Source organism: Devosia sp. YR412 (assembly GCF_900110945.1).
Classification (GTDB): Bacteria; Pseudomonadota; Alphaproteobacteria; order Rhizobiales; family Devosiaceae; genus Devosia.
Genome location: NZ_FOFL01000002.1, coordinates 606,791 through 627,116, shown reverse-complemented (window position 1 = coordinate 627,116; position 20,326 = coordinate 606,791). Strand labels below are relative to the sequence as shown.

The following is a 20,326-nucleotide window of genomic DNA, read 5'->3' as shown; positions in this document are numbered from 1 at the left end:
ATGAGCACCGACTACGACATCCGCTTCGCCATCGACCCGGTCAGCGCTGCGACCATGAACACGGCCGAACTGCGCGAGCATTTCCTGATCGACGACCTGTTCGTTCCCGGCGCGGTCAACTGGACCTATACGCATTACGACCGCATGGCCGTGGGTAGCGCGACGCCACAGGGCAGCGCGCTGGTTCTGGAAACCATCAAGCCGACGGGCACGGCTAATTTCCTCGACCGGCGCGAGCTGATTGCGGCCAATATCGGCACGGCGGGAACGATCACCGTAGACGGCACGGATTATGCCGTTGGCGAGCGCGACATGCTGTATGTCGGCATGGGCGCGAAGGCCGTGAGTTTCTCGGGCGAGGGCGCCAAGTTCTATCTTCTCAGCGCGCCGGCCCATGCCAGCCATCCGACGACGCTGCTCAAGCAGTCTGGCGCGAAGCGTCTCGATCTCGGCAGCGCCGAAACGGCCAACGAGAGGTCGATCTTCCAGTACACGAACGATCTCAAGAGTTGCCAACTGGTGGTGGGGCTGACCAGTTTCGCCCCCGGCTCGGTGTGGAACACCATGCCGGCGCATCTGCATGATCGGCGCATGGAGGCCTATCTCTATTTCGACCTCAAGCCCGATGCCTTCGTGGTGCATCTGATGGGCGAGCCGGACGAGACCCGCCACATCATCATGCGCAACGAGCAGGCCGTGATCTCGCCGCCCTGGTCGATCCATTCCGGCGCTGGAACCGGCGCCTATACGTTCATCTGGGCCATGGCCGGCGATAATGTCGACTATACCGACGCCGAAAAGATCGGCATGGACGAGCTGCTGTGACGGATCTCTCTGCGTTTTCATTGACCGGCAAGACGGTCATGGTCACCGGCGCCAATACCGGCATTGGGCAGGGCATTGCGCTGTCCATCGGGCGGGCCGGCGGCAAGGTGATCGGTGTCGGCCGCTCCAGCATGGAAGAGACGGCGTCCTTGATGGCGGGGCAGGGGGCGGATTTCGCCGAAGTCCGCGCTGACCTCGGCTCGACCCCGGAGGCGCAGGCGATGTTCGCTACGGCCTGGGATCAGCATGGGCCGATCGATGGGCTGGTCAACAATGCCGGCATCATCAAGCGTGTCGATGCGGTGGATTTCACCGAGGCCGACTGGGACCAGGTGATGGATATCAACCTCAAAACCATGTTCTTCCTATGCCAAGCGCTGGGCAAGCGGGCGATCGACGCGGGACGACCCGGCAAGGTGGTCAATATCTCCTCGATGCTGAGCTTTCAGGGCGGCATTCGGGTGGCCAGCTATACGGCATCGAAGTCCGGCGTGCTGGGGATCACGCGGCTGCTCGCCAATGAGTGGGCGGCCAAGGGCATCAACGTCAATTCCATCGCCCCGGGCTATATCGAGACCAATAATACCGAGGCGCTGCGGGCTGATCCGGATCGCTCGGCCTCGATCCTCGGCCGCATTCCGGCCGGGCGCTGGGGCGAGCCGTCCGACATTGGCGACGCGGCGGTGTTCCTGCTGTCGCAGGCTTCAAACTATATGCATGGCGCCGTCATCCCGGTGGATGGCGGCTGGCTGGCGAGGTGATCAGATGACAAAGCAAAAGCTGTTTGCACAGCCGCATGAAAGCGAATGGGTGGAACTGGCGCCGGGCAATACGCGGCGGGTGCTGATCCACACGCCGGAATTGATGCAGGTGGAGTTCGGCTTCGAGCAGGGTGCCGTTGGGGCGCTGCACAGCCATCCGCATATCCAGGTCAGCTATGTCGCCGAAGGGCGGTTCGAGGTGACCATCGATGGGCATACGCAGGTGGTGGAACAGGGCGGCAGCTTCATCGTGCCGAGCGGGCTAGAGCACGGCGTCGTCGCGCTGACGCGTGGGCGGCTGGTGGACGTGTTCACGCCGATGCGGCAGGACTTCGTCTAGCCGATCTCTGCCAGCATTTGCGCATAGGCCTCATCGTGCCGGCCCGCCCAGTTGGGCTTTCCAGGTTCGGTGAGGCGACCCCGCCGCGGCGGGATGAAGCTGTAGATGGCGCGAACCGGCGCCTCCCGCCACTGCAGGTTGAACGCTGCCAGCTTGGGAAAGAACTCCATGTCCGAATAGGGCAGGTGGTCATGCACCCACCAGGCCATGGCCTCCCAATCGCTGGTGCGCTCGTAATAGGGCACGAAGCGGTTGACCACGACGCAGGCGGTGGCGCCCATGTGGCCCTCCGCGTCGCGGCGGTCCCAGATATGGCCGGCGAAATTGGTCTCGTTGCGGCCGCAGTTGAGCTTGTTCACATTGCCGAAATGGTTGACCTCGGAGGAGCGATAGGCCGAGCGAATGGAGATCTTGCCGAAGCGCGCCTGTAGCGGTTCGAGCAGGTTTTCGCAGAGCGCTTTGCCAGCGGTGATGGCGAGGTCGGGATCGTCGGGGATGTTCTGGAAGCCATGGACCACCGCGATCTCGGAATAGAGAAAATCGCGCAGGAAGAAGTTCTCGCTGAGCTGAACGCGGCCGAGATCTTCCAGCGATTTGACGGATTTAGGTTGGCGCATGGCGGTCTCCGGCTGGACGCAGCAATCTCATCAGGTAACGTCACCCCGACAACCCGGTTTTTGCAGGACGGTTCATGCTCGAGGTCATTTTCTATATCGCCATCACCGCCGAGGCGATGACGGCGGCGCTGGCGGCCGGGCGACGCAACATGGACTGGTTCGGGGTGTGCCTTCTGGCTTGTGTCACCGCCCTGGGTGGCGGCACGATCCGCGACCTGTTTCTCGACCACTATCCGCTCTACTGGGTCGAAAACCCCTATATCCTGCTGCTGGTCTGCGGCGCGGCGCTGGTGACCATTGGCATTGCGCGGTTTGTCGACCGGCTGCGCTGGCCCTTCCTGCTGCTCGACGGGCTGGGCCTGGTGGTCTTCACCATCATCGGCTGCGAGATCGGCATGGAGGCCGGCGTGCATCCGGTTATCGTCCTGGTGGCCGGCATGGTCACTGGCATCTTCGGCGGCATCCTGCGCGATGTGCTGTGCAATGACGTGCCGCTGGTGTTCCGCGGCGAGCTTTACGCCACGGTCTCGATCGTCACCGGGGCGATCTATTATTTCGGCCTCGCCGCCAATATCCAGCACGACCTGGTGATCCTCGTCGCTATCGCCGTCGGCTTCCCGCTGCGCGTCTTTGCCATCCTCAACAAGTGGGAAATGCCCAAGTTCGTCTATGACAAGGACCTGCGATGAAGCCGGCGCGCATCGTCCTGTCGCGCCGGGCTGGCTTCGACCTGCAGGCGGTATCCATGGCGCTCAATGGTCTGCCGGCGCAGTCGGTGGCGCGGCCGGGGCTGTGGGGCAATCCCTTCACCATCGATGCGGTGGCGGCCGAGCTGGGGATCGATCGCGACGCGGCGCAGGCCGAGGCGGTGGCGCGGCATGGACGCTGGCTGCGTGGAGAGATCGATGGGCCAAAACCGGCGCCGGATCGCGCGAGCATCCGCTCGGCCCTCGGCGGCAAGAACCTCGCCTGCTGGTGCCGCGAGGGGACGCCCTGCCACGTCGACAATCTGCTGCCGCTGGCCAACGAATAGGGCTTTTCGTGCTCGTCCGCCTGTGGCAATGACTTCCATACAAGAATGGGAGTTTTGCCTTGCGACAGACCTGGCGGTGGTTCGGACCCAAAGACCTGTGCAGCATTGATGACATCACCCAGGTCGGTGCGGCCGGCGTGGTCAGCGCTTTGCACCATGTGCCCAATGGCGTCGTTTGGTCGCCCGAAGAGATCGCCAGGCGCCATCAAGAGATCGCCACGCGCAAGGACGGCACTCCGTCCGGTTTGACCTGGGATGTGGTGGAAAGCCTGCCGGTTTCGGAAGATATCAAGAAGCAGAAGGGCGACTGGCACGCCCATATCGAGAATTACAAGATTTCGCTGAAGCACCTCGCCGACAGCGGCTTGGAAGTGATCTGCTACAATTTCATGCCGGTGCTGGACTGGACGCGCACCGATCTGCGCTGGAACGTGCCCAATGGCGGCTCCTGCATGCGCTTCGATATCAATGATTTCGCGGCCTTCGACATCCATATCCTCGAGCGCCAGGGCGCTGCGGCGGATTACACCAATGCCATTGCCGATGAGGCCGCCAACCGTTTTTCGGCGCTGGATGATGACGGCAAAAAGCAGTTGGCGCGCAATGTCACCATGGGCCTGCCCGGCTCGACGGAGTCGATGACGCTGGACGATGTGCGGGCGCATCTGGCCGAGTACGGCAATATCAGCCGCGACCGGCTGCGGGCCAATTTCGTCGATTTCCTCGATGCCGTGGTGCCGACGGCCGAAGACCTCGGGCTTCGGCTCTGCTGCCACCCGGATGATCCGCCGTTTGCGCTGCTGGGCCTGCCGCGCGTCATGTCGACCGAGGAAGACTATCGCTACATCCTCGACAGCGTCGATAGCCCGGCCAGTGGGATGACCTTTTGCACCGGTTCATTGGGCGCGCGCCCGGATAATGATCTGCCGGGCATGCTGGAGCGCTTTGCCGAGAAGGTGCATTTCCTGCACCTGCGCAACGTCAAGCGCGACACCGATGACATTGTCGGCTCATTCTACGAGGCCGAACATCTGGCGGGCGATACCGACATGGTGGCGGTGATTGCTGCCGTGGTGCGCGAGGAAAGCCGGCGCAAGGCTGCGGGCCGCAAAGATCACACGATCCCGATGCGCCCCGATCATGGCCAGGACATTCTCGATGACCTCGGCCGCCGCTCGCAACCGGGCTATCCGACCATCGGCCGGATGAAGGGCCTAGCCGAACTACGCGGCGTGATGACGGCGCTGGAGCATGGAGTGTATGGGCTGACGCGTTAAGCGTCAGTCCTCCAGCAAATAGGCTCCGGCGCGGGTTGGCAGCACCTCGGTGCCCACGATCTTGGCAATGCTCGAGCCCTTCGAGACATATTTGCCCATGACGCGCGACAGCACGAAGCCGTCGGTGCCGGCCAGGATCGGCCGGCGCGCGAGGAAGGCTTCGGGGCCGTCCATGGCGATCAGGTCGGCGATGGGCTGGCCCTTCGTGACGCGCTCGCCGAGCTCGACGCGGTAGGCGAGCAGGCCCGGCGCATCGGCGCGCAGCACTTCGGTGGCTTCGAAAGGCGTGGGACCGGGTGCTGGGGCCGGCCTGGCTCCGGCGTCAGCCTCAATCAACCCACGACCGGCAAAAAATCCGAACAGGCCGGCGGCGTCTTCCTGGCCGATATGATCGAAACTGTCGGCGCGGCCGCGATATTCCAGCGTCGCCGTTTCGGCGCCATTGGGGATCGGGTGGCCGGAATTGGCCAGGCGTGCTTTGCGATAGAGCGTGGGCAGGACTTCATCGAAGGAGCCGCCGCCGCTGTCCTCAGCGGTGAGGGTTGCGGCCAGGCTCATCCAGTCGGCGAGATCCTGCAAGCCGGGCATCAGCTCGGGCGAGGTGAAGATGTGTTTGAGGCTGTCGTCGTCGCAATGGAGGTCGAGCACGATGTCGGATCGAGCCGCCGAGCGCAGCACATGCAGGCGTAGCTGCTGGATGGCGGTGCGCGGCTGCTGGCTGTCGATCCAGTCGAGCACGGCCGTGCGGATCACGGCGATGTTCTCCGAGCCATCCTGGGTCAGCTTGCCGGCGATTGCATCGGCGACCTGCGGGTAAAGGTCGGGCCAGCGGCGGTTGTAATTGACGCCGGTCTCGATGTCGTAGCGGCCGATGTGATGGCGCAGCGAGAAATTGGCGAGGCCGAGCGGATTGACCGAGGGGTAGATGGTGAAATGCGCTGTGAGCTGGCCGGCGGCATCGGTATCGCGCAGGCGCGGCAGCAGGTGGTGCAGCGCCATGGTGCCGGGCTGTTCGTCGGCATGCAGCGCCGCCTGCAGATGCACACGGGTCGCCGCGTCTTCCGGCCCCGCCGTGTACCAATAGAGATTGGTGGACGTGCCGGGCGTGTCGCCGGAGAGGGCGGTGTGATGCAGCTGGAAGGTCATGATATCTCCTCAGGCGAGGCTGGCGAGCTTGTCCGCCATGGTCTGGTTTTTGTCGTTCCGCGTCGAAAAGCTCATCGTGCAGAAAATCCGCTCGACGCCTAGGTCATGCAGCTTGGCGCAGCAGGCTTCGACGGTGGCGGTCACTGCAGCCATTTCGCCTTCGATATTGGTGCCATTGGCGTGCATGGTGTGGCTGAGGCCTGAGGCCTCGATGATGTCGCGCACCTCGCGGATGTAACGCGAAACGGATGGGCCTACGCCCATCGGGACGATGCAGAGGTCGGCAATGATCTTCATGGCAGAAAAGTCCTTAGCGCCACCAGCTCGGCGCGTAGCGCATGCGCGGTCCGGCCGGCATATGCCGCATCAGGCGGCGATAGACCAGCCCGAACAGGAAGAACACCACCAGCGATACGGCCAGGAAGTAGAGCGCCGCGACCGAGAAATGCAGGAAGGCATTGTAGTCGCGTTCGAACAATTCCTTGGCGGTGATCATCAGGTCTTTCTGCTGGCCGATGACCGGCAGGGCAAAATAGACGATGGCCGTGGCGTGGAACAGGAAGACCACTTCATTGGTATAGGCGGGCCAAGCGAGGCGGATCAGGTTGGGCCAGATCACCTGGCGGAACTGCTGGCTGCGGCTCATGCCATAGGCGCGCGCCGCCTCGATTTCGCCGCGCGGCACGGCGCGCAGGGCGCCATAGAAGATCTCGGCGGTATAGGCGCCGGTGTTGAGTGTCAGCACCAGCGGGCCGATGAACAGCGGATGCAGCACCCACCAGGATATGCCCATCGGCTTCCACACGCCGACGTTGAAGGACAGCGCCAGCGAATAGATCATGAAAAACTGGATGAACAGCGGCGAGCCGCGGAAGGCGTAGATATAGCCGCGGCTGAGGCGGTTGATCAGCACATTGTCCGAGGCTTTGCCCAGCGCCAGACAGACGGCGAGGATGAAACCGAGCGGAATGGAGGCAATGGCGAAATAGAGGTTGAACACCACGGCGGGGGCGAAGAGGCCCAGTTCGGTGAGAAAGCGGTCCATCAGCGGGCCTCGCTCAGAATGCCGCGGCCGGCGCGCTTCATGATGGCGTCAAAACCCTTTTCGGAGAGCCAGGTGACGAGGATGTAGAAGACGAAGAGGACCAGATAGTAGCGCCAGCGCCAGTCGTCATGCACGAGACCCACGGCGGGCAGGAAATTGGGCGCGCCGAGCCGGTCGGCCCAGAGCACGATATCGGCGATTTGCAGCAGCGACAGCAGCGAGGTCGCCTTGATGATCAGCATCCAGACATTAGAGAGGCCGGGCAGGGCATAGACCCACATCTGGCGGATATGCACGCGCCACAGCACCTGGCTGGCGCTCATGCCATAGGCGCGGGCGGCCTCAAGCTGCCCCTTGGGCACCGATCGCAGCGCGCCATGGATGACATTGGTGGCGAAGGCGCCATAGACCAGGCCCAGCGAGACCGAGGCCAGCACCAGATATTCGGGCGTGCCGAGCAGCCAGTTGGCCTCCTTGCACGGCGGCCAGGCGGCCGATTGCGCTGCGAGCATTTCAGGGGAACAGACCTGGCTGGCGACCAGCCATTCGACGCCCTGCTCGAAAGCCAGCGGGAAGAACAGAAAGAACAGCACGTCCGGCACGCCGCGGACGATCGAGGAATAGATCGAGCCAATGACGCGCAGCGGCAGGAAACGGGAATTCTTGAAGGTCGCGCCGATCAGTCCGAAGACTACGGCCAGCGTGCCGCCGAAGACTGCGGCAAAAATGGTGAACTGGAAGCTCGCATACCAGGTCAGGTGCTTGCCATTGGTCAGATAGCTCAGCCAGAAGGCGATATTGTCGCTCATGAACTGGCTTCCGAAGACATTGGCATGGATGGGCTTTCAAAGTGCCGGGGTGGGCGGCCCACCCCGGCGGAATGCGATTATTCGGCGAAGTAGGGGCCGCGGCCTTCGAACCACTGCGCGATCAGCTTGTCGACGGTGCCGTCGGCCTTGAGCGCGGTCAGGGCGTCGTCGAACTTGGTCTTGAGCTCGGTCTCGTCCTTGCGGATGCCGGCGCCGACGCCGTCACCGATCAGCACGTCTTCACCCACGAATTCCAGCGCACCGCTCGAGGCGGCAACGACGGGCTCGAGATAGGCGCCATCGGCCAGGATGGTGTCGAGATTGCCGGCGGCAAGGTCGGCCATGGCCTGGTCGGCGGTGGTGAAGGCGACGATGGTATTGGCGCCAGCGAGGTTAGCTTCGGCATAGGCGGCCTGGATGGTGCCGCCCTGGACGCCGACGCGCTTGCCTTCAAGCGCCTGCGGATCAACGCCGGCGCCGGCGGCTGCAACGAACAGCGACGGATCGGGCGGGAAATAGTTCTGGCTGAAGTCGATGGTTTCGCGACGTTCGTCGGTGATCGACATGCCGGCCATGATCAGGTCGTAGTTGCCGGCCAGCAGGTTGGGGATGATGGAGTCCCAGTCATTGATGACGAATTCGCAGGTCAAGCCGGCCTTTTCGCAGATGGCATTGCCAAGGTCGATTTCATAGCCGGCAGGGGCGCCGGCATCATTGAGGAAGTTCCAGGGGGCATAGGCGCCTTCGGTGGCGATGCGCACGGTTTCCTGGGCCTGGGTGGCGGACCCGAGGGCCAGTAGCGCGGCCGCGGTAAGGATGAGCTTCTTCATCGGTTTCTCCATTGGTTGTTCTTGTTATCCCCGGACCAGCCGGGCTCGTCGGCAACGCTACTGGTGATGGGCAGCGTTGAGGAATTGCTTGAGGCGAGTGGATTTGGTGGCGCCGAACACCTGGTCTGGCGTGCCCTCTTCCTCGATCAGCCCCTGATGCAGGAAGATCACCCTGTCGCTGACCGAGCGGGCAAATTCCATGTCATGGGTGACCAGCACCATGGTGCGGCCTTCGTCGGCCAGAACCTTGATGACGCGGAGAACTTCCACTTCGAGCTCGGGATCAAGCGCCGAGGTGGGTTCGTCAAACAGCATGACGCGCGGGTTGATACAGAGCGCGCGGGCGATGGCGGCACGCTGCTGCTGGCCGCCAGACAGCTGGTTGGGATAGCTGTTGGCCTTTTCGCGGATGCCCACCTTGGCCAGCATGGCCAGCGCTTCCTCATGCACCTCGCCGCGCGGGCGGCGCTGCACGATGAGCGGGGCTTCCATGACGTTTTCGAGGATGGTCAGATGCGCCCAGAGATTGAAGCTCTGAAACACCATGCCGAGTTCCGAGCGGATGCGGCGGATCTGGTGTTCATCGCCGATCTGGCGGTGCGGCTTGGCGCCGCGCAGGATGATTTCTTCGCCGTCGATGGCGACGGTGCCGCTATCGGGCACTTCGAGCATGTTGATGCAGCGCAGCAGGGTGGACTTGCCCGAACCGGACGAGCCGATCAGCGAGACGACTTCGCCCTCGCGCGCCGAGAAGCTGATGCCCTTGAGCACTTCGAGCTCGCCAAACGACTTGTGCAAGTCGCGGATCGCCACGACAGGCCACTTTTCCGCAGCAGCGGCGGCAGCTTGCGCCATATTCACCTTTGAGCCCGCGAAGGGCGGACGTCTTCCTGACAGGTTAGCTGCCTTTTTTTGAGGCTGGCAGCCTTGACCGCTTTCTAGAAAAGCAAAACGGGGACAGATAGCAAGCGGAAATAACTCATTTGGGTTATGTCGCACAGGATGTGACGCGTCGTGCTAGGAGGCACGGCATGGTGGGAGGACAGATGTTCTACGTGGTGGCGAAGATTTTCTGGGTGGTCGCCCAGCCGTTGAGCATGGTGGTCTTGCTGCTCGTCCTCGGTGTCGCACTGCTGTTCTGGGGCCGGCGACGTCTGGCGATCAGTGTCAATGTGCTTGCCTTGCTGGTGATCGTGTTGTGTGGTTTCACCACCTTTGGAGCACTGATCATCCAGCCGCTGGAGGACCGCTTTGTCCGTCCGGGTACCATGCCCGAGAGCGTCAGCACGATCATCGTGCTGGGCGGATCGACGCTGGCGCGCGTCAGTACGGCGCGGGGCGTCGCTGAGCTCAATGATGCGGGTGACCGGCTGAGTGATGCGGTCGCCCTGGCGCGACTCTATCCAGAGGCGCGGATCGTCTATTCGGGCGGTGCCGGCATTCTCGATCAGGGTGAGCCAGAGGCTGAAACGGCCGAGCGGTTTTTCCTGGCGATGGGGATTGCGCCCGAGCGGCTGGTGCTTGAGGCAGAGTCCCGCAATACCGACGAGAATGCCGAGCTGACCGCGGCTATGCTGGGTGACGCCAATGGCACGGCGCTGCTGGTGACGTCGGCCTTTCACATGCCGCGCTCGATGGGACTATTCCGGCGTGTCGGGCTCGATGTCGTCGCCTGGCCGACGGATTACCGCAGTTCAGGGCAGGAGGGGTTCGGGCTGGACTTCGCCAATCCGGTCAACAGCCTCAGCATAGCCAGCATCGCCATCAAGGAATGGATCGGCCTCCTGGTCTATCACTGGTCAGGACGGATCGACTCTGTGCTGCCGGCTCAGACCTCGAACTGATCGGCAGGCACGACGAGGCGGTAGCGCACGCTGTCGGCTTCGACATGGAACTGGGCGCTGCCGCCGACGGACAGGGGCACAATGCGCTCGAGGACCAGGGTGCCGAAGCGCGGCTGCTGCTGGGCGTCGCCGACCTCGATACCCGCTTCCTGCCATTCGATCACCAGGTCGGCGGGCTGGCCCGGATGGGCGACGATCTGGGCATCGACCCAGACCTGGCCCGGGCGATCCTCGGCCAGAGCGCCATGCAAAACGGCATTGGCACCAAGCTCGTGGATGGCGAGGCCGATATGCAGAGAGGCATTGGGTCCGAGCAGCGGGTTCTCGCCAGTGATGCGGACATGGGCGAGGTGGCTGGAGCCGACGCGTGTGAGCTGCGCGGTGATCAGCGACTGCAGATAAGTGCCGCGCCAATTGCTCTCGGTGACAAGATCCTGCGTGCTGGACAGAGCATGCAGACGGCCGCGGAACTTGTCGAGAAAGTCCTGGATCGTCGTGCTGTGATTGGCCGTCTGCATGGCCACCGATTGCACGATGGCGAGGAGGTTCTTGGAGCGGTGGCTGACTTCGCGCAGCAGGGCGGACACGGCATTGTCGCGCGAGCGCGCTTCGGTCACATCGGCAATGATGCTGAGCACGCCCGTCTCGTCGGGCTGCAGGCGGGCTTCGAACACCTGGCGGCGCAGGCCGTCGCCGAGTTCGAACTCGAAGCTTTGGTCTTGGCCATTGCGGTGCGTATCGTCGAAGGCCTGGCGATAGCTGGTGGCGATATGCGGAGGGAAGGCGTCGGCTTCGGTGATGCCAAGAATGTCGTGTACGGGCCAGATGTCGGGAAGGTTTTCGGCGAGGTCGAAACTACGATCGGGCAACTGGTGTAATACGGAGATGCCCCGCTGGCGCAGCCCGGCTGACAGGGCGCGCAGCCTTGTCACTGAATGGTCGTCTGGCACAAGGGGCGGCATAATGGGTACTCGTTATTGTTCGCCAGGCTGGAAAAATAATGGCTCCGCCTGTGGCGAAGCCCTGGTTCTATCCGGCATGGACAAAACTGCGGTCACGCGCGTCGAAACAAGCCGACAAGAAGCGAGATGACCAGGAAGGCCAGGAACAGGAAGAACAGGATTTGGGCGATACCAGCCGATGCGCCGGCGATGCCGCCAAATCCAAGCACGCCTGCGATCAGGGCAATGACGAGGAAGACCAGAGCGTAGTAGAGCATGTCACTCTCCTTGCATAATCGTGCAGAGGCAACGGGCGGGGAGGGTGGCGGTTCCTGATGACCATGAAAAAAGGCCGGGAAAACCCGGCCTTGTTGGTATTGGCTGATGCTTTGGAGCCGTCTCAGGCCGCGGCGCGCGAGCCTTCGTCGAAGAACAGCGCCTGGCTGATCAGCGCCTTGACCATGTCCGGATTGAACGGCTTGGTGACCAGGAAAGTCGGCTCGGGGCGTTCGCCGGTGAGCAGGCGTTCCGGGAAGGCGGTGATGAAGATCACCGGCACGGAATGCGTATTGAGGATATCGTTGACCGCGTCGATGCCTGAGCTGCCGTCAGCGAGCTGGATATCGGCCAGGATCATGCGCGGATGGGTCTGGTTGAACAGATTGACCGCTTCCTTGTGGGTGCGGGCAACGCTCACCACCTTGTGGCCGAGGCTTTCGACAAGCTGCTCGATATCCATGGCGATCAGCGGTTCATCCTCGATGATCATGATCTCGGTCGCCACCTGGCGCGAAATTTCCACCGAGGCTTCATCGAGCAGCGAAGCGAATTCGCTATCGGCGACGGAGAGGATTTCAGCAGCCTGCGGATGGGTGAAGCCTTCGACGGCAACCAGCAGGAAAGCCTGGCGCGGGCGCGGCGCGAGATTGGCGAGGTTATTCGCCGCGCGCTTTTCCCAGGCAAAGGATGAAGTTGGCTCTGGAACCTTGACGGCCGACGAAGAGAACAGGGCGGAAAACAGCTTGTAGAGCGCGATGCGATCGTTGGAGGCTTCGGGGAACAGTGAAATGTCCGCGATGAGGGCTTCCAACGTGGCGGCTACATAGGCATCGCCAGATGTCTGCGACCCCGTGACGGCGCGCGAAAACCGCCGCAAATACGGCAGGTGCGGAGCAATCCGCGTGGACAAAGTCATTAATCTGAACTCCCAGTGACGCTTGAGGCTCGTGATAGCACGAAACCCGGAAACGGCGGCAGCGCAAACAAAGTTCCGGTCACACAGGAACTTTTTTCAGCTACGTGCATTTTCACCCCGAATGTGGGCAATCTCATAAAATTCCAGACGGTCAATACTGCATGATGAAGGACAAATTGGTGACCCAGCAACGTATGCGGACGCAGGCGGGGCGGGCAGAAGATGGGCTGGGTCCAAATACGGACATCGGCAATCGTTTGCGCGCGCTTTACGGGGCCGTACAGGAGGAAGGCGTACCGGACCAGTTGCTCGACCTGCTCGAAAAGCTGGACAGCGCCGAGCAGGCGCAGAAAGCGAAAAATGCTCCTCGTGACGGAGAGTAACGGCATGACCGCCGAACCGACGTCATTCAAGCGCGAAATGCTCGCGACCCTGCCCAGCCTGCGCGCTTTTGCCGTGTCTCTGACCGGCAAGCACGACAAGGCCGATGATCTGGTGCAGGACACCGTCATGAAGGCCTGGGCCAAGCAGACCAGCTTCGAGATGGGCACCAATATCAAGGCCTGGCTCTTCACTATTCTGCGCAATGAATTCTACAGCCAGATGCGCAAGCGCGGCCGTGAAGTGCAGGACAGCGATGGTGCCTTCACCGAGCGCCTGTCGGTGCATCCGGCCCAGTATGGCTCGATGGATATGCAGGACTTCAAGAAGGCCCTGTCCCAGCTGCCGGACGACCAGCGCGAAGCGGTCATTTTGATCGGCGCCTCGGGCTTTTCCTATGAAGAAGCCGCAGCGATCTGCGATTGCGCCGTTGGCACGATGAAGAGCCGCGTGAGCCGGGCGCGCACGCGCCTACAGGATATTCTCAAGATCACCGGCGAAGCCGATTATGGTCCCGATGCCGTCTCGGCCCAGGTGACCACGTCCAACCACAGCTTCTAGGAGCGAGCGGCGAGCGCTTGTGCAACGGCGCTCGCCAAGGCTTCTTCCGGGATCGGCTTGACGATCACCGGCGCTTTGCTCGCCAGTTTGCGCGACAGGGCGAAATCTCCCGTTGTAATCACTATGGGTATGCCCGCCCCCGCAAGGTCATCATGCAGCGGCTGATCTTCGGAATCGCCGCGGCGCAGTTCGACGACAGCCAGCGCGACGTCGGGCCAGTGATGACGCAATTGGCGGGCCTCGGCGACATTGCGGGCGAACAGCGTCTGCCCGACACCCAGTGCTTCCAGCATGCGCTGGATATCGAGGGCGATCAGGAACTCTTCCTCGACGATGAGGGCAGTGCGTCCGTTGAGCATGGTGTTTCCGCGCGTTAAGCCCTCTCTTGGGACCAATTGCGCCAGCTGTCATTTAAGTTTGACATGTGCGGGAACGGCAGACCGGTAACGGCGTTGCGGTTTTGCCTTCCTCCAGCGTCAGATGGTGAACCTTGAGTCTTGTCCTACCCAGTTCCGGACGGCGGGTGCCGTGTGAGCAATGTCCGCTGCGCGCCATGCCCAGCTTCCGCGCCTTCGAAAACCAGGAACTGTCCTTCGTCTCGTCGTTCAAGACGGGCGAACTGAGTGCCGAGACCGGCGCGACGATTCTGACCGAGGGCAGCCATAGCGCGCATCTCTATACGCTGCTGTCAGGCTGGGCCTTCCGCTACAAGACGCTGCCGGATGGACGTCGTCAGATCCTCAACTACATGCTTCCCGGCGATCTGGTCGGCCTGCAGGGCTCGGTGATCGGCGAGATGCAGCATTCGGTGGAGGCGCTGTCGCCGCTGGTGCTCTGTGTTTTCCAGCGCAACCGGCTGCCGGAGCTGTTCGGCAATCATCCGGGGCTGGCCTTCGACATCACCTGGCTGGCGGCCCAGGAAGAGCGCATGCTCGATGACCATTTGCTCAGCCTCGGCCGCCGCAATGCCGTAGAACGCGCAGCCTATCTCATTGCCTTTCTGTACCAGCGTGCAGCTTCGGTTGGCTTGAGCGGAACCGGCACGCTCTATTTGCCGATTACCCAGATGCATGTGGCCGATACCTTGGGCCTGTCGATCGTTCACACCAACAAGACGCTGCGCAAGCTGGCCGATCGCAAGCTGATCCGCTGGCTCGACCGTTCCTGCGAGGTGCTGGATATCGAAGGGTTGATGCAGGTGGCCGAGTGGGAAGGCCCACAGGAGCGGAAGCGACCGCTGATATGAACCCCAATCCGGCCCTAAATATGCCATCGCCTTGCGGCATGCCGGAGCGTGACACGCCGGGAGCAGCCGGCCGATGACGGCGATCAGTATGGCGGATGGGATCAGCAGCCGGCGCAGCGCGGCCCGGCCAGATCGGCAGGTTCTGCACAATATCGCCGTGCTGGTGTCCCTGGGCCTGGTTCTCCTCGCCGCGATCTCGGCGCTGGGGCTGGTGCAGGGCATCAACCGGCAGATCACCGATATAAGCCATACCTATGAAGTGCGTAACCAGGCGCGCGAGCTGACCAATGCGCTCAGCGGCGCCGAAAGTGCGCAGCGCGGCTATCTGCTGACGCGCGACGACAGCTATCTCGATTCCTACCACCAGGCCTCATCGTCGATCGGCAACCGGCTGCTGGCCCTGACCGGCCTCACCAAGGACGATCCGCAACAAGCGGTGCGTGTGCGCGATATTGCCGGCGAGATCGTGGTCAAATCGGCGGAAATGGACCGCATGGTGACGCTGGTGCAGGAAGAGCGCCCCGGCGATGCGCGGCGGCTGATCGAGACCGGCGTGGGCGAACGCCTGATGGGCAGCCTGCAGGAGTCGCTGGAGCGCTTCATCGAGGAAGAAAATACCAAGCTGCTTGATCGCAACCGGCAGATTGACCACTACCGGCGCTGGCTGGTCGGAGCGATCATCACGGCCTTGGCTGGCGCGGTGATCCTCGCCTATGCGCTGTTCCTGCGGGCGCAGAAGCAGGTGAGCGAACTGGCCCGCAGCCGGGAGCGGCTGCATAGCGAAAACGAAGTGCTGGAAGCCCATGTCGCCGACCGCACGCAGGCGCTGGAAGAGGCGCGGACCCATGCCGAGCAGGAGCGGCAGCGGGTCGAATCCCTGCTGCAGGATGCCAACCACCGGATCGGCAATTCCTTGGCGACGGTGTCCTCGCTGCTCGGCCTGCAGGTGCTCCGCAGCCAGTCCGATGAGGTGCGCAATGCGCTGGAAGCGGCGCGGTCGCGCGTGCATGCCATTGCTTCGGCGCATCGCCGGCTGCGGCTGGGCGATGACTTTGAAACCACCAGCGCCGATGAATTTCTCGGCGCCGTGCTGGAAGATATCGCGCTCACGGCCGATGGTACCAAGAGTGTCGAATTGCTCGGGCAGTTCCACCCGATCCATGTCGGCGCGCGCGATGCGACGACCATTGGCATCCTGGTCGGGGAACTGGTGACCAATGCGCTCAAGCATGCCTTTCCCGAAGGGCGGCCCGGCTCGATCCATGTGTCGCTTGAGCCCGGTGACGCCGGCGTGCCGGTGCTCAAGGTAGTGGATGACGGGGTTGGCCTGCCGGACGGCGTTACGCCGGGCGAGGGCGGGCTGGGCTCGGTGATCGTTAGCCAGCTGGCCAACCAGTTTGGCGGCATACCGCAATATGAGCGGCGTCCCGAAGGCGGGCTCAGCGTCAGCGTGCCCATGCCGGGCCTGACGCGATCGACAGGCTAGGGAGGCTCGCTTGCGTTTCATTGCCGTCTTGAACCGCGATGGCGGCACCTTGCGCACCATGGACCTCGATGCCTTCTGCCGCACGGCGCAGGAAGTCTTCGAGCGGCACGGCCATGCGCTGGAGTGTCGGATTGTCGATGGCAGCGATGTGGAGACGGCCCTGCGCAAGGCAGCAAGCGCGGATGGCGTCGATGCGGTTTTGGCCGGCGGTGGCGACGGGACGATTTCGGCGGCAGCCGGCATTGCCTTTGAAACCGGGCGGCCGCTTGGCGTGTTGCCAGCGGGGACCATGAACCTCTTTGCCCGTGCCCTCAAAATGCCGCTCGGCCTGCCGGAGGCACTGGAGGCGATAGCCGATGGTGCGGTGGTGGCGGTGGATATCGCCACGGCCAATGACCGCACTTTCGTGCACCAGTTCAGCGTCGGCATTCATGCGCGGCTGGTGCGGATCCGCGAAAACATGACGTACAGCAGCCGGGTGGGCAAGATGCTGGCCAGCCTGCGCGCCATCGGTGCGGCGGCGATGAACCCGCCGCAGTTCGAGGCCGAGCTGCATACCAGCAAGGGCGTCGAGAAGCGGCGTGTCTCGGGCATTGCGATTTCCAACAACCCGCTGGGCGACCGGCAGATTTATGCCGATGGCCCGCATTCGGGTATTCTCGGCGTCTATATCGCTGCGCCGCTCACCACCATGGCGCTGTTCAAGCTGGCGGTGGATGTGTTCCTCGGCACCTGGCGCGATAGCCCGATGGTTTCCGAGAAGGAAGTGGAGGAAGTTACGCTACATTTCCCGGTGCGCAAGCGTGGCGCGCAGGCGGTGATCGATGGCGAATTGATCAACCTTGATCGCTCGGTGACGCTCAAGGTTCATCCCGGCGCGTTGAAGCTCGTGCTGCCCAAAACTGCAGAAACGCCAGAGCCGTAAGAATCTTTGGAACCGAACGGGGATTGCAACGTTAGGCGTGATTAGCCGGTACTTTGGTGTGCTGGCTGGAAGCCCAGCATAGCGTCAGGACGACAAGTGAACGATTCAAACCCTCCCCTTCCGGAAGATGTTCGGAAGGTTGTGGATGATCCGGCGCGGCTGGACGCACTGGCAGCCCTCGATGTGATGGATTCGGCGCCCGACGCCGATTTCGAACGGCTTAGCCGCGTCGCTGCGCATATCTTTGGTTCGGAAGTTGCGCTGGTCACGCTGGTCGACAAGGACCGGCAATGGTTTCGCGCCTGCTTTGGCATTGAGGGCCTGACCGAAACATCCACCGAGTCTGCTTTTTGTGCGCGCACCATCGCCCTGCCGAGTGACGAGGACACTCTGGTCGTGCTCGATGCGACCAAGGATCCGCGCTTTGCCGAGAACCCGCTGGTCACCGGCTGGCCAGGCATCCGCTTCTACGCCGGCGCTGCCATTGTTGTGGGTGGCCAGAAGCTCGGATCGGTCTGCGTCATCGACACCAAGCCCCGTGCGTCGCTTGACCCCGGTCTTGAGGTGCAACTGGTTGACCTCGCCGGTCTCGCCTCGACCCTGTTTGAACTCAAGAACGAAGCCCGTGTCCGCGCGCGGACGGCCGCTGCGCTGATGCGCGAGGAGTGGCGCCATGCGCTGACGCTCGAAGCTGGCAAGGTCGGCAGCTGGGTCTGGGATGTGCGGACGGGTGAAGTCACCTGCAATGACATGTTCCGCCGCATGTACGACCTGCCCGAATCCGCGATCATCCATATTGGCGACGTTCTTGCCGCAACCCACGAAGCCGATCGCGCTCTGGTGCAGGCCGGCATCGATGCCAGCTTCAGCGACGGTGTCGATTTCAGCACCGAGGCTCGGGCGGCCAATACCGGCCGCTGGCTGACCATGCGCGGCCGGGTCTATCAGCGCGATGCCGATGGCAAGCCGCTGGTGATGATGGGCGCCAGTATCGATATTTCCGAGAGCAAGCAGACCGCAGAGCACACGAGGCTGCTGCTGCGTGAACTCAATCACCGGGTCAAGAATACCCTGGCGATGATCCAGTCGGTGGCGCGCCAGACCATTCGGCAGAACCCCGATCCGAAAGATTTCATCGAGGCCTTTTCCGGGCGCCTGCGGACGATTTCCGATGCCCATGTGCTGCTGGCCGATCGCGACTGGACCGGCGTGCAACTGTTCGAAGTGATCGCTTCGCAGCTTGGCCCAAAATTCCGCACTCAGCCGGATCGGGCCGAAGTGCATGGCGATGATGTCATGCTGCCGGCCGATCATGCCGTTGGTCTGGGACTGATCCTGCATGAGCTCACCACCAATGCGCATCGCTATGGCGCCTGGTCGGGTCAGCAGGGGGTGGTCAATATCGACTGGCGCATCCAGACGGCGCCCGTGCGGGGGTTGGCGCTGACCTGGCGCGAAGAGGGTGGCCCCGAGGTCAGTAAGCCGGACGAAATTGGCCTGGGCACACGGCTGATCGAGCGCAGCCTCGCCAAGGTGCTTGACAGCGAAGTGAAGCTGGATTTCGCGCCGGATGGCGTCACGGCAAAAATCTGGATGCCGCTGCCCACCGAACAGATTTAAGGCCGCCTTTCGGCGGCCTTTTCTTATTCGTCAGTGGTGTCGCTGCCGCCGCGCGTCAGCAGGAATGCGGCAATCGCCGCAGCCGGCAGGCCCAATTTCAAAACCAGTGGCGACTTCAGCAACACCGGCAGGGCGGTGATGGCCGCCGTCGTCACGAAGGCGCTGGTCTCGCTGGAGCGGCGCTTTTCGGCCACTTCATGCCGGCGCCGTCCCTTGCCGATCAGGCTGCCCAGATAGACAGCCAGCGTCAGTAGCAGGAAGCCACCGCCGAAAATCAGCGCGGCATAGATGCCGCCCAATTGCTCGGCGACGGCTAAAAAGCCGGCAACGAGCAGGAAGACCAGCCCGAGCAGGCCAAACAGCGCCATTACCGCATTGAGGATGACGGCATTGCGGACCCGCTCGGTGATCGAGTCGAACTCGATGCCGAGCAGGGCTGCGAGGGGAACCAGAAGGTTCATGGCGCTTAACGCGACAGGAGCGCGAGGACGAAGCCGATGCCGATTGCGCTGGCGACCGCCGTCAGCGGCTTTTCCCGGATGGTCGCCTTGAGCTGCTGTTCGATGTCGCTGGCCTTTTCCTGCACGTCTTCGACGACATGCTCGGCCTGGCGCTGCAGGTGATGCACTTCGCTCTTGGCGACAGCCTTGGCCTCGTTGACCTTGTCATTGCTCAGGCGGGTCAGCGTGGCGGCGATGGCCTTGAGGTCATTCTGCAGCTGCGCGACCTGATCTTCGAGCTGCGCTTCGCGCACCTTGGCGCTGGCACGGCTGGCGCGGGCGGCAGCGGGTTTGCGGTCGGGGGCGAGATCGGAAGTGGTGGCCATGTGACGCTCCTGTTGTTGTGCACATCAAACGCCCGGAAAACCAAGCGGTTCCCTCGGTACAAAAGAAGACACCCCAATGCGCGCGAGGCACATTGGGGTGGCAAGGGGCGGGCGAAAGGGGGGCGACTTTCGACCCGCGGGCGCTTCTCATAATCAGAGAACCAGAAACTGGCTGCGCCTGTTTGGTTTGACCGGGTGGCTAGATGCGTCCCATCAACACGAGGATGAGCACGACAACCAGGACGACACCCAGAATACCGGAGGGACCGTAGCCGAAGCCGCGCGAATAGCCCCAGCTGGGCAATGCGCCGACCAACAGCAGAATAAGCAGAATGATGAGAATTGTACCCAAACCCATGGTAGCTCTCCGTTGTTATTATTGTGACGCTTTGGAGGTCGCTAAAGGATAGCGACGAGCAGGCCAGCGGCGATGGTCAGGATCAACAGGGCAGGGGCCAGAGCCTTCAACACGCCGGCATAATGGGTTTCGCCATCATAACCTTCGGTCCACACCATGGTGTGGCGGGCTGCATTTTCCAGCGCCTTGATTTCCATGTGCGTCATGACAATCTCCGCTCGTCCAGCGCAATTATTGCGCGTGGCCAAGTAACGGGGCCC

28 protein-coding genes are annotated in these 20,326 nt (G+C 62.7%); 13 read left to right on the top strand and 15 right to left on the bottom strand.

Features of this window, described 5'->3' with window-relative positions; translation table 11 throughout:
* From kduI to BM045_RS09330, 3 genes are read left to right on the top strand one after another with little or no spacing between them, the layout of a single operon-like run.
* Positions 1-825, top strand: a complete 825-nt coding sequence (gene kduI / locus BM045_RS09340) for a 5-dehydro-4-deoxy-D-glucuronate isomerase (protein WP_092182483.1) — start codon at positions 1-3, stop codon at positions 823-825.
* Positions 822-1,586, top strand: coding sequence for a 2-dehydro-3-deoxy-D-gluconate 5-dehydrogenase KduD (gene kduD / locus BM045_RS09335; protein WP_092182481.1), 765 nt, complete (start codon positions 822-824; stop codon positions 1,584-1,586). The genes kduI and kduD overlap by 4 nt, the downstream gene beginning before the upstream one ends.
* 4 nt (positions 1,587-1,590) lie before the next feature.
* Positions 1,591-1,926, top strand: a complete 336-nt coding sequence (locus tag BM045_RS09330) for a cupin domain-containing protein (RefSeq protein WP_092183185.1) — start codon at positions 1,591-1,593, stop codon at positions 1,924-1,926.
* On the opposite strand, the gene BM045_RS09325 is transcribed toward BM045_RS09330, so the two are convergent.
* Positions 1,923-2,543 carry a hypothetical protein gene (locus BM045_RS09325; RefSeq protein WP_092182479.1) on the bottom strand — a complete coding sequence of 207 codons (621 nt, stop codon included), beginning with the start codon at positions 2,541-2,543 and terminating at the stop codon, positions 1,923-1,925. The two genes, BM045_RS09330 and BM045_RS09325, sit on opposite strands and share 4 nt — an antisense overlap.
* A 74-nt stretch (positions 2,544-2,617) precedes the next feature.
* On the opposite strand from BM045_RS09325, the gene BM045_RS09320 reads away from it, so the two are divergent.
* Genes BM045_RS09320 through uxuA form a run of 3 tightly spaced genes read left to right on the top strand, consistent with a single transcriptional unit; the run spans position 2,618 to position 4,853 of the window.
* The gene (locus BM045_RS09320; protein WP_092182477.1) at positions 2,618-3,232 is read left to right on the top strand and encodes a trimeric intracellular cation channel family protein; all 615 of its coding nucleotides are present in this window, start codon (positions 2,618-2,620) and stop codon (positions 3,230-3,232) included.
* Positions 3,229-3,576, top strand: a complete 348-nt coding sequence (locus BM045_RS09315; RefSeq protein ID WP_092182475.1) for a DUF4326 domain-containing protein — start codon at positions 3,229-3,231, stop codon at positions 3,574-3,576. Before BM045_RS09320 ends, BM045_RS09315 begins: the two co-directional genes overlap by 4 nt.
* Positions 3,577-3,635: 59 nt before the next feature.
* Positions 3,636-4,853 (top strand): mannonate dehydratase, encoded by a 1,218-nt coding sequence (gene uxuA, locus BM045_RS09310; protein WP_092182473.1) that lies wholly within the window; start codon positions 3,636-3,638, stop codon positions 4,851-4,853.
* 3 nt (positions 4,854-4,856) lie between these two features.
* Here uxuA and BM045_RS09305 read toward each other — a convergent pair whose 3' ends face one another.
* From BM045_RS09305 to BM045_RS09280, 6 genes are all read right to left on the bottom strand, one after another.
* Positions 4,857-5,999: a succinylglutamate desuccinylase/aspartoacylase family protein gene (locus BM045_RS09305; protein WP_092182472.1), complete on the bottom strand. Its 1,143-nt coding sequence runs from the start codon at positions 5,997-5,999 to the stop codon at positions 4,857-4,859.
* Positions 6,000-6,008: 9 nt separating this feature from the next.
* The gene (locus tag BM045_RS09300; RefSeq protein ID WP_092182470.1) at positions 6,009-6,296 is read right to left on the bottom strand and encodes an MTH1187 family thiamine-binding protein; all 288 of its coding nucleotides are present in this window, start codon (positions 6,294-6,296) and stop codon (positions 6,009-6,011) included.
* Positions 6,297-6,309: 13 nt separating this feature from the next.
* Positions 6,310-7,044 (bottom strand): ABC transporter permease, encoded by a 735-nt coding sequence (locus BM045_RS09295; protein ID WP_092182468.1) that lies wholly within the window; start codon positions 7,042-7,044, stop codon positions 6,310-6,312.
* Positions 7,044-7,853 carry an ABC transporter permease subunit gene (locus BM045_RS09290; RefSeq protein ID WP_092182466.1) on the bottom strand — a complete coding sequence of 270 codons (810 nt, stop codon included), beginning with the start codon at positions 7,851-7,853 and terminating at the stop codon, positions 7,044-7,046. Before BM045_RS09290 ends, BM045_RS09295 begins: the two co-directional genes overlap by 1 nt.
* A 77-nt stretch (positions 7,854-7,930) precedes the next feature.
* Positions 7,931-8,683 carry a transporter substrate-binding domain-containing protein gene (locus BM045_RS09285; RefSeq protein WP_092182463.1) on the bottom strand — a complete coding sequence of 251 codons (753 nt, stop codon included), beginning with the start codon at positions 8,681-8,683 and terminating at the stop codon, positions 7,931-7,933.
* 57 nt (positions 8,684-8,740) lie between these two features.
* The gene (locus BM045_RS09280; protein WP_092182461.1) at positions 8,741-9,538 is read right to left on the bottom strand and encodes an ABC transporter ATP-binding protein; all 798 of its coding nucleotides are present in this window, start codon (positions 9,536-9,538) and stop codon (positions 8,741-8,743) included.
* 176 nt (positions 9,539-9,714) lie between these two features.
* On the opposite strand from BM045_RS09280, the gene BM045_RS09275 reads away from it, so the two are divergent.
* A complete protein-coding gene (locus BM045_RS09275; RefSeq protein WP_244522936.1) occupies positions 9,715-10,527 on the top strand; it encodes a YdcF family protein in 813 nt (270 codons plus the stop codon).
* On the opposite strand, the gene BM045_RS09270 is transcribed toward BM045_RS09275, so the two are convergent.
* From BM045_RS09270 to BM045_RS09260, 3 genes are all read right to left on the bottom strand, one after another.
* Positions 10,512-11,459 (bottom strand): sensor histidine kinase, encoded by a 948-nt coding sequence (locus BM045_RS09270; RefSeq protein ID WP_170848449.1) that lies wholly within the window; start codon positions 11,457-11,459, stop codon positions 10,512-10,514. The genes BM045_RS09275 and BM045_RS09270 overlap by 16 nt on opposite strands.
* A gap of 122 nt (positions 11,460-11,581) precedes the next feature.
* Positions 11,582-11,746: a DUF1328 domain-containing protein gene (locus BM045_RS09265; RefSeq protein ID WP_092182456.1), complete on the bottom strand. Its 165-nt coding sequence runs from the start codon at positions 11,744-11,746 to the stop codon at positions 11,582-11,584.
* A gap of 122 nt (positions 11,747-11,868) precedes the next feature.
* Positions 11,869-12,663, bottom strand: coding sequence for a response regulator (locus BM045_RS09260; RefSeq protein ID WP_092182455.1), 795 nt, complete (start codon positions 12,661-12,663; stop codon positions 11,869-11,871).
* Positions 12,664-12,827: 164 nt separating this feature from the next.
* Between BM045_RS09260 and BM045_RS09255 the strand changes: the two genes are divergently transcribed.
* Positions 12,828-13,046, top strand: coding sequence for a NepR family anti-sigma factor (locus BM045_RS09255; RefSeq protein WP_092183183.1), 219 nt, complete (start codon positions 12,828-12,830; stop codon positions 13,044-13,046).
* A 4-nt stretch (positions 13,047-13,050) separates the two neighbouring features.
* On the top strand, positions 13,051-13,605 hold the full coding sequence (locus BM045_RS09250; RefSeq protein ID WP_092182453.1) for an RNA polymerase sigma factor: 555 nt from the start codon (positions 13,051-13,053) through the stop codon (positions 13,603-13,605).
* On the opposite strand, the gene BM045_RS09245 is transcribed toward BM045_RS09250, so the two are convergent.
* Positions 13,602-13,964, bottom strand: coding sequence for a response regulator (locus BM045_RS09245; RefSeq protein WP_092182451.1), 363 nt, complete (start codon positions 13,962-13,964; stop codon positions 13,602-13,604). The genes BM045_RS09250 and BM045_RS09245 overlap by 4 nt on opposite strands.
* A 194-nt stretch (positions 13,965-14,158) precedes the next feature.
* Between BM045_RS09245 and BM045_RS09240 the strand changes: the two genes are divergently transcribed.
* The 4 genes from BM045_RS09240 to BM045_RS09225 all read left to right on the top strand — a co-directional run bounded on the left by BM045_RS09240 (position 14,159) and on the right by BM045_RS09225 (position 18,882).
* On the top strand, positions 14,159-14,851 hold the full coding sequence (locus tag BM045_RS09240) for a Crp/Fnr family transcriptional regulator (protein WP_092182449.1): 693 nt from the start codon (positions 14,159-14,161) through the stop codon (positions 14,849-14,851).
* 73 nt (positions 14,852-14,924) lie between these two features.
* Positions 14,925-16,337 (top strand): sensor histidine kinase, encoded by a 1,413-nt coding sequence (locus BM045_RS09235; RefSeq protein ID WP_092182447.1) that lies wholly within the window; start codon positions 14,925-14,927, stop codon positions 16,335-16,337.
* Positions 16,338-16,347: 10 nt separating this feature from the next.
* Complete coding sequence (locus BM045_RS09230; protein ID WP_092182445.1) at positions 16,348-17,262, top strand: diacylglycerol/lipid kinase family protein; 915 nt, start codon at positions 16,348-16,350, stop codon at positions 17,260-17,262.
* A 96-nt stretch (positions 17,263-17,358) separates the two neighbouring features.
* On the top strand, positions 17,359-18,882 hold the full coding sequence (locus BM045_RS09225; RefSeq protein ID WP_139198762.1) for a sensor histidine kinase: 1,524 nt from the start codon (positions 17,359-17,361) through the stop codon (positions 18,880-18,882).
* A 23-nt stretch (positions 18,883-18,905) separates the two neighbouring features.
* On the opposite strand, the gene BM045_RS09220 is transcribed toward BM045_RS09225, so the two are convergent.
* The 4 genes from BM045_RS09220 to BM045_RS18895 all read right to left on the bottom strand — a co-directional run bounded on the left by BM045_RS09220 (position 18,906) and on the right by BM045_RS18895 (position 20,272).
* Positions 18,906-19,343, bottom strand: coding sequence for a hypothetical protein (locus tag BM045_RS09220; RefSeq protein ID WP_092182441.1), 438 nt, complete (start codon positions 19,341-19,343; stop codon positions 18,906-18,908).
* A gap of 5 nt (positions 19,344-19,348) precedes the next feature.
* Complete coding sequence (locus BM045_RS09215; RefSeq protein ID WP_092182439.1) at positions 19,349-19,708, bottom strand: ElaB/YgaM/YqjD family protein; 360 nt, start codon at positions 19,706-19,708, stop codon at positions 19,349-19,351.
* A gap of 199 nt (positions 19,709-19,907) precedes the next feature.
* Positions 19,908-20,066 carry a DUF3309 family protein gene (locus BM045_RS09210; RefSeq protein ID WP_092182438.1) on the bottom strand — a complete coding sequence of 53 codons (159 nt, stop codon included), beginning with the start codon at positions 20,064-20,066 and terminating at the stop codon, positions 19,908-19,910.
* Positions 20,067-20,107: 41 nt separating this feature from the next.
* Positions 20,108-20,272, bottom strand: coding sequence for a hypothetical protein (locus BM045_RS18895; protein WP_170848448.1), 165 nt, complete (start codon positions 20,270-20,272; stop codon positions 20,108-20,110).
* Between the last annotated feature and the right edge of the window lie 54 nt (positions 20,273-20,326).

Bases quoted from the DNA above. Each gene is read 5' to 3' on its own strand.
- BM045_RS09325 (WP_092182479.1), bottom strand. From the start codon at position 2,543: ATGCGCCAACCTAAATCCGTCAAATCGCTGGAAGATCTCGGCCGCGTT.
- BM045_RS18895 (WP_170848448.1), bottom strand. From the start codon at position 20,272: ATGACGCACATGGAAATCAAGGCGCTGGAAAATGCAGCCCGCCACACC.
- BM045_RS09245 (WP_092182451.1), bottom strand. From the start codon at position 13,964: ATGCTCAACGGACGCACTGCCCTCATCGTCGAGGAAGAGTTCCTGATC.
- BM045_RS09300 (WP_092182470.1), bottom strand. From the start codon at position 6,296: ATGAAGATCATTGCCGACCTCTGCATCGTCCCGATGGGCGTAGGCCCA.
- BM045_RS09330 (WP_092183185.1), top strand. From the start codon at position 1,591: ATGACAAAGCAAAAGCTGTTTGCACAGCCGCATGAAAGCGAATGGGTG.
- BM045_RS09315 (WP_092182475.1), top strand. From the start codon at position 3,229: ATGAAGCCGGCGCGCATCGTCCTGTCGCGCCGGGCTGGCTTCGACCTG.
- kduI (WP_092182483.1), top strand. From the start codon at position 1: ATGAGCACCGACTACGACATCCGCTTCGCCATCGACCCGGTCAGCGCT.
- BM045_RS09280 (WP_092182461.1), bottom strand. From the start codon at position 9,538: ATGGCGCAAGCTGCCGCCGCTGCTGCGGAAAAGTGGCCTGTCGTGGCG.
- BM045_RS09290 (WP_092182466.1), bottom strand. From the start codon at position 7,853: ATGAGCGACAATATCGCCTTCTGGCTGAGCTATCTGACCAATGGCAAG.
- BM045_RS09210 (WP_092182438.1), bottom strand. From the start codon at position 20,066: ATGGGTTTGGGTACAATTCTCATCATTCTGCTTATTCTGCTGTTGGTC.
- BM045_RS09320 (WP_092182477.1), top strand. From the start codon at position 2,618: ATGCTCGAGGTCATTTTCTATATCGCCATCACCGCCGAGGCGATGACG.
- BM045_RS09260 (WP_092182455.1), bottom strand. From the start codon at position 12,663: ATGACTTTGTCCACGCGGATTGCTCCGCACCTGCCGTATTTGCGGCGG.
- BM045_RS09250 (WP_092182453.1), top strand. From the start codon at position 13,051: ATGACCGCCGAACCGACGTCATTCAAGCGCGAAATGCTCGCGACCCTG.
- BM045_RS09265 (WP_092182456.1), bottom strand. From the start codon at position 11,746: ATGCTCTACTACGCTCTGGTCTTCCTCGTCATTGCCCTGATCGCAGGC.
- BM045_RS09220 (WP_092182441.1), bottom strand. From the start codon at position 19,343: ATGAACCTTCTGGTTCCCCTCGCAGCCCTGCTCGGCATCGAGTTCGAC.
- BM045_RS09240 (WP_092182449.1), top strand. From the start codon at position 14,159: ATGCCCAGCTTCCGCGCCTTCGAAAACCAGGAACTGTCCTTCGTCTCG.
- BM045_RS09295 (WP_092182468.1), bottom strand. From the start codon at position 7,044: ATGGACCGCTTTCTCACCGAACTGGGCCTCTTCGCCCCCGCCGTGGTG.
- BM045_RS09285 (WP_092182463.1), bottom strand. From the start codon at position 8,683: ATGAAGAAGCTCATCCTTACCGCGGCCGCGCTACTGGCCCTCGGGTCC.
- BM045_RS09255 (WP_092183183.1), top strand. From the start codon at position 12,828: ATGAAGGACAAATTGGTGACCCAGCAACGTATGCGGACGCAGGCGGGG.
- BM045_RS09235 (WP_092182447.1), top strand. From the start codon at position 14,925: ATGACGGCGATCAGTATGGCGGATGGGATCAGCAGCCGGCGCAGCGCG.
- BM045_RS09275 (WP_244522936.1), top strand. From the start codon at position 9,715: ATGGTGGGAGGACAGATGTTCTACGTGGTGGCGAAGATTTTCTGGGTG.
- BM045_RS09305 (WP_092182472.1), bottom strand. From the start codon at position 5,999: ATGACCTTCCAGCTGCATCACACCGCCCTCTCCGGCGACACGCCCGGC.
- BM045_RS09215 (WP_092182439.1), bottom strand. From the start codon at position 19,708: ATGGCCACCACTTCCGATCTCGCCCCCGACCGCAAACCCGCTGCCGCC.